Origin of the sequence: Microbacterium sp. zg-Y625, assembly GCF_030246925.1 — a bacterium.
Classification (GTDB): Bacteria; Actinomycetota; Actinomycetes; order Actinomycetales; family Microbacteriaceae; genus Microbacterium; species Microbacterium jiangjiandongii.
The window spans coordinates 1213077-1224232 of sequence record NZ_CP126740.1; the positions used below are offsets into that span (position 1 = coordinate 1213077).

Annotated in this window: 10 protein-coding genes; 7 read left to right on the forward strand and 3 right to left on the reverse strand. The window is 70.1% G+C overall.

The genetic code is table 11. From position 1 onward, the window contains the following. The first annotated feature begins 144 nt into the window (after nt 1–144). The 4 genes from rpsA to QNO14_RS05495 all read left to right on the forward strand — a co-directional run bounded on the left by rpsA (nt 145) and on the right by QNO14_RS05495 (nt 5225). Nucleotides 145–1593 (forward strand): 30S ribosomal protein S1, encoded by a 1449-nt coding sequence (gene rpsA / locus QNO14_RS05480; protein ID WP_257493727.1) that lies wholly within the window; start codon nt 145–147, stop codon nt 1591–1593. Between the two features lie 96 nt (nt 1594–1689). Further along, a complete protein-coding gene (coaE, locus tag QNO14_RS05485) occupies nt 1690–2328 on the forward strand; it encodes a dephospho-CoA kinase (protein ID WP_257493726.1) in 639 nt (212 codons plus the stop codon). Nucleotides 2329–2337: 9 nt separating this feature from the next. Next, nucleotides 2338–4065 carry a sensor histidine kinase gene (locus QNO14_RS05490; RefSeq protein WP_257505879.1) on the forward strand — a complete coding sequence of 576 codons (1728 nt, stop codon included), beginning with the start codon at nt 2338–2340 and terminating at the stop codon, nt 4063–4065. Then, nucleotides 4065–5225 carry a diguanylate cyclase domain-containing protein gene (locus QNO14_RS05495; protein ID WP_257505887.1) on the forward strand — a complete coding sequence of 387 codons (1161 nt, stop codon included), beginning with the start codon at nt 4065–4067 and terminating at the stop codon, nt 5223–5225. The genes QNO14_RS05490 and QNO14_RS05495 overlap by 1 nt, the downstream gene beginning before the upstream one ends. Here the strand turns inward: QNO14_RS05495 and QNO14_RS05500 are convergent. Next, nucleotides 5222–5587: a response regulator transcription factor gene (locus QNO14_RS05500; protein ID WP_257493723.1), complete on the reverse strand. Its 366-nt coding sequence runs from the start codon at nt 5585–5587 to the stop codon at nt 5222–5224. The two genes, QNO14_RS05495 and QNO14_RS05500, sit on opposite strands and share 4 nt — an antisense overlap. 163 nt (nt 5588–5750) lie before the next feature. Here QNO14_RS05500 and uvrB point away from each other — a divergent pair, with 163 nt between their 5' ends. Continuing rightward, nucleotides 5751–7832, forward strand: a complete 2082-nt coding sequence (gene uvrB / locus QNO14_RS05505; RefSeq protein ID WP_257505888.1) for an excinuclease ABC subunit UvrB — start codon at nt 5751–5753, stop codon at nt 7830–7832. A gap of 11 nt (nt 7833–7843) precedes the next feature. Further along, nucleotides 7844–8266: a VOC family protein gene (locus tag QNO14_RS05510; protein WP_257505889.1), complete on the forward strand. Its 423-nt coding sequence runs from the start codon at nt 7844–7846 to the stop codon at nt 8264–8266. Nucleotide 8267: 1 nt separating this feature from the next. Here the strand turns inward: QNO14_RS05510 and QNO14_RS05515 are convergent, their stop codons facing one another. After that, nucleotides 8268–8510, reverse strand: coding sequence for a hypothetical protein (locus QNO14_RS05515; protein WP_257493721.1), 243 nt, complete (start codon nt 8508–8510; stop codon nt 8268–8270). Between the two features lie 32 nt (nt 8511–8542). Here QNO14_RS05515 and QNO14_RS05520 point away from each other — a divergent pair, with 32 nt between their 5' ends. Next, a complete protein-coding gene (locus QNO14_RS05520) occupies nt 8543–8980 on the forward strand; it encodes a MarR family winged helix-turn-helix transcriptional regulator (RefSeq protein ID WP_257493720.1) in 438 nt (145 codons plus the stop codon). A 3-nt stretch (nt 8981–8983) separates the two neighbouring features. Here QNO14_RS05520 and QNO14_RS05525 read toward each other — a convergent pair whose 3' ends face one another. Then, a complete protein-coding gene (locus QNO14_RS05525; protein WP_257505893.1) occupies nt 8984–11149 on the reverse strand; it encodes a catalase in 2166 nt (721 codons plus the stop codon). Between the last annotated feature and the right edge of the window lie 7 nt (nt 11150–11156).

An 11156-nucleotide genomic window follows, 5' to 3' on the forward strand; every position in this document is an offset into this window, starting at 1 on the left:
TGTCATTCGTGTGGGCGCCGCATCGGCGTCCGCGCACGACATCGCACCACAATCCGCTTCGCTTCCGACCGCGGTTCCGTTCGCCCTGGCGGCACGGCCCGGTTCGAGGCCCGATACCCCAACCCAACAAGGACAACCCACTACATGACTACCGCAACGACCGCCCCGGCCACCAAGCAGGTCGCGATCAACGACATCGGATCTGCCGAGGACTTCCTGGCCGCGGTCGAGAAGACCCTGAAGTTCTTCAACGACGGCGACCTCATCGAAGGCACCGTGGTCAAGATCGACCGCGACGAGGTTCTCCTCGACGTCGGGTACAAGACCGAGGGCGTCATCCCCTCGCGCGAGCTCTCCATCAAGCACGACGTCGACCCCAACGAGGTCGTCAAGGTCGGCGACGAGGTCGAAGCCCTGGTTCTCCAGAAGGAGGACAAGGAAGGCCGCCTCATCCTCTCCAAGAAGCGTGCGCAGTACGAGCGCGCCTGGGGCGATGTGGAGAAGATCAAGGAGAACGACGGTGTCGTCACCGGCCAGGTGATCGAGGTCGTCAAGGGCGGTCTCATCGTCGACATCGGGCTGCGCGGCTTCCTGCCGGCCTCGCTGATCGAGCTGCGCCGTGTCCGTGACCTGACGCCTTACCTGGGTCAGGAGATCGAGGCCAAGATCCTCGAGCTCGACAAGAACCGCAACAACGTCGTGCTGTCGCGCCGCGCCCTGCTCGAGCAGACGCAGTCCGAGTCGCGCACCACGTTCCTCAACAACCTGCACAAGGGCCAGGTCCGCAAGGGCACGGTCTCGTCGATCGTCAACTTCGGTGCGTTCGTCGACCTGGGCGGCGTGGACGGCCTCGTGCACGTCTCCGAGCTCTCGTGGAAGCACATCGAGCACGCCTCCGAGGTCGTCGAGGTGGGCCAGGAAGTCACCGTCGAGATCCTCGAGGTCGACCTGGACCGCGAGCGCGTCTCGCTGTCGCTCAAGGCGACGCAGGAGGACCCGTGGCAGGTCTTCGCCCGCACCCACGCGATCGGTCAGGTCGCTCCGGGCAAGGTCACCAAGCTGGTTCCGTTCGGTGCGTTCGTCCGCGTCGCCGACGGCATCGAGGGCCTCGTGCACATCTCCGAGCTGTCGGGCAAGCACGTCGAGCTCGCCGAGCAGGTCGTCTCGGTCGGTGAAGAGGTCTTCGTGAAGATCATCGACATCGACCTCGAGCGTCGTCGCATCTCGCTGTCGCTCAAGCAGGCCAACGAGTCGGTCGACCCCAACGGCACCGAGTTCGACCCCGCCCTCTACGGCATGGTCACGGAGTACGACGAGAACGGGGAGTACAAGTACCCCGAGGGCTTCGACGCCGAGACCAACCAGTGGAAGGAAGGCTTCGACGAGCAGCGTCTGGCCTGGGAGGCCGAGTACGCCGCCGCTCAGGGTCGCTGGGAGGCTCACAAGGCCGCCGTCGCCAAGGCCCTCGAGGCCGAGGCTGCCGCCGGTGTCGACGCGGGTGCGGGTTCGTACTCGTCCGACAGCGGTTCGGCCGGCACGCTGGCCGACGACGAGGCTCTCGCCGCCCTGCGGGAGAAGCTCTCGGGTCGCTGATCCATCACGAAGGGCCGTCACCGTCTCGGTGGCGGCCCTTCGTCGTTCCCGCACGCCGCCGCCGCCCCGGGCGGCGCGTCTGGCATGCTCGATGACATGCCGCTCATCGCACTCACCGGCGGGATCGCCTCGGGAAAGTCCACCATCGCGCGTCGGCTCGCCGACCACGGGGCGATCGTGGTGGATGCCGATCGCATCGTCCGCGACGTGCAGGCACCCGGCTCGCCGGTGCTCGAGGCGATCGCCGAGGCGTTCGGTCCCGACGTGCTGGCAGCCGACGGCTCGCTGAACCGCGCGCGGCTGGCATCCCGTGTCTTCGGAGACGACGGGGCGGTCGCGCGACTGAACGCCATCGTCCACCCTGCCGTCCGCGCGGAATCCGTCCGCCGGTTCGCCGAGGCGCGCGAGGCGGATCCCGGCGCGGTCGTGGTCTACGACGTGCCCCTGCTGGTCGAGGCCCGTGTCGACGACCCCTGGGACCTCATCGTCGTCGCCCACGCGCCGGCGGAGATGCGGGCCCGACGTCTCGTGGAGCTGCGGGGCATGTCGGAGGCCGACGCGCACTCCCGGATCGCTTCGCAGGTCGGCGACGACCAGCGCCTCGCGATCGCCGACGTCGTCATCGACACCACGGGCACCCTGGCCGCGACGCTGTCGCAGACCGACGAGCTCTGGGCCAAGGTCGGCGGCGCGGCGGATGACGCCGGTTCCGGCGCGGACGCTCACTCGCGATAACGTCGTCTTATGCCGTCTCCCGCCTCCGACCCCGACGGAGAGCAGCCCGAGGTCTCGGATCGCCGCGTCGGAGGCGAGGTGCGGACGGCAGACCGCACGTCGGCCCGGACCGCCGCGTTGAACCAGCTGCTCCTGGCCGCCGTGGTCTCGGTGCTCGCGTTCCTCATGCTCGGCAACGGCTTCACCGGCGACGTGGCCCTGTTCTTCTCGGGTGTGCTGGTGGTGGTCGCACTCACGGCGGTGGCCATCGCGCTGCCGTGGTCGCGCGTTCCCCTGTGGTGGACTGCGCTCATTCCGCTGGGCGACATCGTCGGGATCGCGTTGATGCGCATGGCCGACACCACGGCGGGCACGGCCCTGCTGTGGACTTTCCCCGTGCTCTGGCTGGCGTCGTCGTTCGCCCTGGCCGGGTTCGTGGGGGGCCTGGGCCTGACGGTCGGGATGTATGCGATCACGGCGACGCTGGCCCCGCACCAGTCGGTGAGCTTCGGCACACTGCTGCTCCCCGTCGTGCTGACCGCGATCGGCGCGACCTCGTACTCCAGCGCACGTCGGGCCGCGGCGCAGCGGCGACTGCTGCGCCGGCAGGCCGAGATCCTCGCACAGGCCCTGGAACGGTCCCGTCACCAGGAGCAGACGCTGTCGGAGGTCTTCGACACCGTCGATTTCGAGGTCGTGCGCATCGAGCGGGGCGTGCTGACGACGATCACCAGCGACGCGCACGCGCACCTGCACCAGCTCATGCCCGACCGCGACGGCGTGGCGCCCGTCCTCTACCAGGCCGACGGCACCACGCCGCTGCCGCCCGATGAGCAGCCCCTCGCGCGCGCGCTGCGCGGCGAGGAGTTCTCGGACCAGCGGGTGTGGTTCGAACCGGTGCCCGGCGAGCGGCGGGCGCTGAGCATCACCGTGCGTCTGCTGCCCGGCGCGGTGGACCACGACGATGCCGGCGCGGTCATGGTCTCCCGCGACGTCACCGCTGAGATGCGGGCGCTTCAGGCGCGGGACATGCTCGTGTCGTCGGTGTCCCATGAGCTGCGCACCCCGCTCACGTCGATCATCGGCCACATCGAGCTCGCTCTGGACGAGCCGGGGCTTCCGGCCGCGGCCGCCTCGAGTCTGGAGATCGCCGACCGCAACGCCGACCGGCTGCTGACCCTCGTCGGGGACGTCTTGAAGGCATCCAGCACGTCGGACGGCGTGGCGTTGGCGATGCAGCCGCGAGACGTCGACGTCCTCGACATCGTCAAGTCCTCGGCGCAGTCCTTCATCACGGGGGAGAGCAGCCGCAACGTCACGATCGACCTGTCACGTGCGCTGCCGGCACGAGGCTACGTCGATCCCCTCCGGCTGCGCCAGGTCGTCGACAACCTGGTCTCCAATGCGATCAAGTACAACCGCGAGGGCGGCCGCGTGTCGCTGGTGACCGCCACTCGCGGGCGCAAGACACTGATCCTGGTGGAGGACACCGGGGTGGGGCTTGACGAGGACGATCTGGCGAACATCTTCCAGCGGTACTACCGGGGGGCCGCCGTGCGCCGCACCGACGTGGAGGGGAGCGGGCTGGGGCTCTCGATCAGCCGCGAGATCATCCGTCGTCTGGGCGGCGACATCTTCGTCCACAGCACACTCGGCGTCGGGTCGACCTTCACCGTCTCGATTCCGTCCGTGCGGCCCGGCGCGGACGCCGACGCCTCGGTGGGCCGCTCGGACCCGCAGGAAGCAGGAGTCACGTGATGGAGCAGGACTCCCTCGCCACCGTCACCGCGCTCGTCGTCGTGGTCAGCGCCGTGCTGTTCATCGTCGAGACGTTCCTGCGTCGCGACGACGCGGCTGGAAGGCTCTGGGCGCTCGGCTTTCTCAGCGGCTTGGTCACGACGCTGTTCTATCTGGTGTGGGCGACGCAGCCGGCATCCTGGTGGGCGGTGGCCGGCGGCAACGGCGCGTTCGTCGCCTCGACGGGACTGATGTGGCTCGGCTGCCGCCGGTACAACGAGGGGTCCATGAGGGGGCCGGCGGCCGCGGTGGCCGTGGCGTCCGCCGCAGCAGCGGCGGCAGCGCTCCTCGAGGGCCCCGACGGCGGCGACTGGGCCGGTGCGCTCTGGATGTTCGTGCCCCTGTGGGTGTTCGCCGCCCTCGCCGCCCTCGCCACCCGCCGGGGCACCCTGCGGCACGCACCCACCGCCGCGGCGCTGACCTGCGCGTTCGCCGTGCAGTCGACGTTCTATGCCGGGCGCGTCGTCGCGTTCGTCGTCGCCGGCCCCGAGAGCGCGCTGTTCGAGACGTGGTTCGGCACTGCCGCGGCATCCATCCTCACCATCGTCCTCACCATCACGATGGTCGTCGGCACATCGGTGCTGCGCGCCGGGCGCACCGGGCTGCGCGGCCGGGCCGCCCATGACGGGGAAGGCTCCCCGTTCGGCATCCGCTCCCGCGCGGAGTTCGACGCCGCCCTCGCGCAGGCGGTGCTGGACGCACGGCGCCATGGCGAGCAGATCGCCGTCTTCGTGGTGCGTCTGGAAGAACTGGACTACATCGCCACCGCGTTCGGCATCGAATTGGCCGACGAGCTCGTCGCCCAGGGGCGGGACGCGGTGCGCCGCAGCACGACGGCCCTGGCGGTGGTGGGCGAGCAGGACGACGATCTGCTCGCGGTCATGACCACCGTGCGGTCGTCGGGCGAGGCGCGGCGGCTGGGCATGGCGATGTACCGCGAGCTGTTCGACGCGTTCAACGCCGCAAGCGGGGGAGTGCTGCCGTCGCTCGGAGTGGGTATCGCCGTGGGATCGGTCCGGGGGCAGGATGCCGACGCCCTCCTCGCCGACGCGCGTGCGGCAGCCCTGCGGGCCGCTTCGAGCGTGGCATCCGCGGTGCTCGTCGCCGAGCCGAGCGCCTAGCCCTCGTCGGTGCGCCGGCGCCGGTCGGGCACCATCTCCAGCCGCGCGCGAAGCTCGCGCGGACGGAAGGGCTTGCCGAGGTACTCGTCGGCGCCGGCCAGGCGCCCGCGCTCGGCGTCGGCGTCCTCGACGAACGCGGAGATCATGATCACGTACGTGTCGCTGACCTCGCGGATGCGACGGGCGGCCTCGAAACCGTCGATGCCGGGGACGTTCGCGTCGAGCGTCGTCAGCACGGGGTTGTGACGGGCCACCAGCTCCACGGCGTCGAGACCGTTGGCCGTCTCGAACACCTCGTAGCCGGCACTGGTGAGCACCGTGGTGATGAGCGCGCGGATGTCCTCTTCGTCCTCCAGGACCACGGCCGTTCGCTGCACTTGTCGCCTCGCTCTCGTGGACATCGTACGCGAACGGGCGGGTGGGCCGTCGACCGCCCCGCGGCCGGGAGCCGCCCCGCCGGGGCGGCCCGATCTGCCGGGGGCGAACGCCCGGCCCGTTGTCGGCAGGGCGGCCTACGCTGGAAGGATGCAGACCACCCGTGCCGTCCGGCCCTTCGAGGTCGTCAGCGAATACACGCCCAGCGGCGACCAGCCCCAGGCCATCGCCCAGCTCGCCGCCCGCATCAACGCCGGTGAGACCGACGTCGTGCTGCTCGGCGCGACCGGAACCGGCAAGTCGGCGACGACCGCGTGGCTCATCGAGCAGGTGCAGCGGCCGACGCTCGTGCTCGCGCACAACAAGACCCTCGCCGCGCAGCTGGCCAACGAGTTCCGCGAACTCATGCCGAACAACGCGGTGGAATACTTCGTCAGCTATTACGACTACTACCAGCCCGAGGCCTACGTTCCGCAGACGGACACCTTCATCGAGAAGGACTCGTCCATCAACGCCGAGGTCGAGCGGCTGCGCCACTCGACGACCAACTCGCTGCTGAGCCGGCGCGACGTCGTGGTCGTCTCCACGGTCTCGTGCATCTACGGTCTCGGCTCGCCCGAGGAGTACCTGCGCGCGATGGTGGCGCTGCAGGTGGGGGAGCGGTACGACCGCGACGCGCTCATCCGCAAGCTGATCGCGATGCAGTACAACCGCAACGACGTCGACTTCTCGCGCGGCAACTTCCGGGTGCGGGGCGACACGATCGAGATCATCCCCGTGTACGAGGAGTTCGCGATCCGCATCGAGATGTTCGGTGACGAGATCGAGGCGCTGTACATGCTGCATCCGCTCACCGGGGATGTCATCAACCGCATGGACAGCGTGCCGATCTTCCCGGCCTCCCACTATGTCGCCGGCACCGACACCGTGCAGCGCGCCATCGGCACCATCGAGCACGAGCTCGCCGAGCGCCTCAAGGAACTCGAAGGTCAGGGCAAGCTCCTCGAGGCGCAGCGACTGCGCATGCGCACGACCTTCGACATCGAGATGCTGCAGCAGCTCGGCTTCTGTTCCGGAATCGAGAACTACTCCCGTCACCTCGACGGCCGCATGCCGGGGGAGCCGCCGCACACGCTGCTGGACTTCTTCCCCGACGACTTCCTCATGGTCATCGACGAGTCGCACGTCACGGTGCCGCAGATCGGTGCGATGTACGAGGGCGACGCCTCCCGTAAGCGCACTCTGGTGGACCACGGCTTCCGCCTGCCGAGCGCCCTGGACAACCGGCCGCTGCGGTGGGACGAGTTCAAGCAGCGCGTCGGGCAGACCGTCTACCTCTCGGCGACGCCCGGGCGGTACGAGATGGGCATCGCCGACGGCGTGGTGGAGCAGATCATCCGTCCGACCGGGCTCGTCGACCCGCAGATCATCGTGAAGCCGTCGAAGGGGCAGATCGACGATCTCCTCGAGCAGATCCGGGTGCGGGTGGGCCGCGACGAGCGCGTGCTGGTGACGACCCTGACGAAGAAGATGTCCGAGGAGCTCACCGACTTCCTCGGTGAGCACGGGGTGCGCGTGCGCTACCTGCACTCCGACGTCGACACGCTTCGCCGTGTCGAGCTGCTCAGCGAGCTGCGTGCCGGTGTCTACGACGTGCTCGTCGGCATCAACCTGCTGCGCGAGGGCCTCGACCTGCCCGAGGTGTCGCTCGTGGCGATCCTGGATGCCGACAAAGAGGGGTTCCTGCGCTCGGGCACCTCCCTCATCCAGACGATCGGACGCGCGGCCCGAAACGTGTCGGGCGAGGTGCACATGTACGCCGACAACATGACGGACTCGATGCGCAAGGCCATCGACGAGACCGAACGTCGTCGCGAGAAGCAGATCGCCTACAACGTCGCCCACGGCGTCGACCCGCAGCCGCTGCGCAAGCGCATCGCCGACATCACCGACGCGCTGAACCGCGAGGCGTCGGACACCCAGGAGCTGCTGTCGAAGAAGCGCTCCGGCACCCTCAAGAGCGGCAAGGGCAAGAGCCCCACCCCGCAGCTGCGTCGGGTGGGCATCGCGGCCGAGGGTGCCAACCAGCTCGAGTCGACGATCGAGGACCTGTCGAACCAGATGCTGGCGGCCGCCGCCGAGCTGAAGTTCGAACTCGCCGCCCGGCTGCGCGACGAGGTGCAGGACCTCAAGAAGGAGTTGCGCGCCATGGAGCGCGCCGGCCACGCCTGATCGGAGCGACCATGCAGCAGCGGCTCTCCCTCGTCACCCTCGGAGTGGCGGACCTGGAGCGGTCGATCGCGTTCTACCGCGCGCTCGGCTGGGAACCGCACCCCCGATCGGTTCCCGGTGACATCGCCTTCTTCCAGGCCGGAGGCATGGTCGTGGCGCTGTGGGCGCGGGCGGCCCTGGCGGCGGATTCCGGTGTGGCGGACAGTGGCGGGTGGGGCGGGGTGACCCTCGCCCACAACGTGGAGCGGCCCGCCGAGGTCGACGACATCCTGCGGACCGCCCAGCAGGCCGGTGCCCGTGTCGCGCGCCCGGCCGCCGAGACCGAATGGGGCGGCTATTCCGGGGTGTTCGTGGATCCCGACGGGCACCCGTGGGAGGTGGCGGTCAATCCGGGCTGGCCACTCGAAGCCGACGGATCGGTGCGCCTGCGCTGAGTCAGGGGCAGGTCATGAGGGGTTTCGGCCCCGAGCGGTCGAACGTGTGCTGCGACATCGGCTTGCCGCACAGCGGGCAGGCCCGTTCGGTGCGCGTGGGCTCGGGCTCGGCGTCGTAGGGTCCCACGGACGCGGGGCCGGCGACCTTGATCAGGCGCGAATTGAGGTAGGCGTACCAGCCGCCGGCTTCGCGGACGCGTTCGCGCAGGGGAGGGCGGTCCGGGTCGCTGCGCGTCATGATCATTAGTGTACTAACGAATGGCTAGACTCGGGGGCGTGGACGGTGCCGACGACCTGCTGAAGCTCGAGAACCAGGTCTGCTTCGCCATCGTCACCGCCGCCCGCAACGTCGTCGCGATCTACCGCCCGGTGCTGGAGCCCCTCGGGCTGACGCACCCGCAGTACCTCGTGATGCTCGCGCTCTGGGAGAGCGCCCCGCGGTCGCTGCGGAACCTCGCCGACGAGCTGGCGATGGAGCCGGCCACCCTGTCGCCGCTGGTCAAGCGGCTGGAGGCGCAGGGCCGGGTCACCCGCACCCGTCGTCGCAACGACGAGCGCGTGCTCGACATCGCCCTCACCGAGGCGGGAGTCGCCTTGCGCCAGGAGGCCCGGCGCGTGCCGGAGCAGATCATGCAGCGCGTGGGGGTGGATGCCGCGGCGCTCGCGGCCCTGCGGGACGGGCTCGCCCCGTTCTCGGGAACGGGGCGAGCCTGACCGTCAGCGCAGGGGCGCCTGCCAGCGGGTCCAGACGCGGTGCTCGGGCATGAGGTCGAGCACGCCGGCCACGACCTGCTCGGCCGATCCCGCGACGATGCCGGGGGCGTCGACGGGGATGCGCGCGTCGCGCAGCAGGGCGCTCGCGGCATCGGTCACGCCGATCGCCTTGCCGTGGCGGAAGGCCTCGTCGAAGAGCCGCGCGGTGCGCGGGTCGGGCGACGCCGACAGCGCGATGACCGCGTCGAACTCGATGCTCGCGGCGGTGTGTGCCGTGCGCTGCACCGGCACGGTGCCGAGCATGCCGCCGCGCGGGGCCACGACCAGCGGCACGGCGCCTGTGGCGTGGATCGCCGCGCGGGTGCGGCCGAGCTCCCCCTGGTCGGTGTGCTCATCCGCGATGATGCCGACGGTGCGGCCTTCGATCGGCCACCGCTGGCCGAGCAGCGACAGCGCCGGGCTCGGCGGCGCGTCGGTCACGGGAACGGTGGCCTCGGGGGCGGGCAGTCCCAGCGCATCGGCGACCGATGCGCAGAGGTCGGCGTCGATGTTGGCGAGGGCCTGCAGCTGACGCTCCTTGATGGCCTGCTCGTAGCACTTGCCCAGTTCGAACGCGTAGGCCTCGGCGGCGTGCTGCTGCTCGAGCGGCGTGAGCGACCGGTAGAACAGGCGTGCCTGCGAGTAGTGGTCGTCGAAGCTCGCCGGCTGCGCGCGCTCCTTCACCGACTCGGCCACCCGCACCGGCAGGTCGGCGAACGTCGACTCGTCGGCGCCGGCGTGGAACGGGCAGCCGCCGTCGAGCGAGTTCGGCTGGTACGGCGCAACGCCACGGTGCACCGCTGTCTGGTGCATGCCGTCGCGGAGCATGTCGTTGACGTCGGCGTGCGGGCGGTTGATGGGCAGCTGGGCGAAGTTCGGGCCGCCCAGTCGGCTGATCTGCGTGTCGAGGTAGGAGAAGAGCCGGCCCTGCAGCAGCGGGTCGTTCGTCACGTCGATTCCCGGCACGAGGTGGCCCGGGTGGAAGGCGACCTGCTCCGTCTCGGCGAAGAAGTTGGTCGGGTTGGCGTCCAGCGTCATGGTGCCCACCACCTGCAGCGGCGCGAGCTCCTCGGGAACGAACTTCGTCGGGTCGAGCAGGTCGATGCCCTCGAAGGTCTCATCCTCGGTGTCGGGCATGACCTGCAGCGCCAGATCCCACTGCGGGAAGGCGCCGGCCTCGATCGCATCGGCGAGGTCGCGGCGGTGGAAGTCGGGGTCCTTGCCCGCCGCCAGCTGAGCCTCCTCCCACGTCAGAGCGTGCGTGCCGAGCTTGGGGCGCCAGTGGAACTTCACCAGCGACGTGGCCCCGTCCGCGTTCACCATGCGGAAGGTGTGCACGCCGAAGCCCTCCATCATCCGGTAGGAGCGGGGGATGCCGCGGTCGGACATGTTCCACATGGCGTGCGCCTGGGCCTCGGTGTGCAGGGAGACGAAGTCCCAGAACGTGTCATGGGCCGACTGGGCCTGCGGAATCTCGCGGTCGGGGTGCGGCTTTCCTGCGTGGATGACGTCGGGGAACTTGATGGCGTCCTGGATGAAGAACACCGGGATGTTGTTCGCGACGAGGTCGTAGACGCCCTCCTCGGTGTAGAACTTCGTGGAGAACCCCCTCGTGTCGCGCACGGTGTCCGCCGAGCCGCGGGAGCCGAGCACGGTCGAGAACCGCACGAACACGCGGGTGGTGGCACCCTTCTGCAGGAACTGGGCGTGGGTGACGGAGGAGGCGGCCCCGTTGGCGCGGAAGGTGCCGTGGGCGGCGGCGCCTCGGGCGTGCACGACCCGCTCCGGGATGCGCTCGTGGTCGAAGTGGGTGATCTTCTCCCGCAGGTGGTGGTCCTGCAGCAGCACGGGTCCCCGCGCTCCGGCCTTCAGGGAGTGGTCGGTGTCACGAACGCGGGTGCCCTGCGCCGTGGTGAGGCGGCTGCCCTGCTGAGCGACGGCGCTCGGCGGAAGACCGGTCTCGGCGCCCGTGGGCGTCACCGTCTTCGGCGCCGCCTGATCCGGCTTCGGGGGCAGCGGCTCGGTCGGTTCGGTGGGTTCCGCCAGAGTCGGCGGCGCCGGCGCGGGGACGCCGGGGATCGCGATGTCGTCGCGGGTGGGCTTGCGGTCCTTGTGCAATGGATCCTCCATCGTCGCG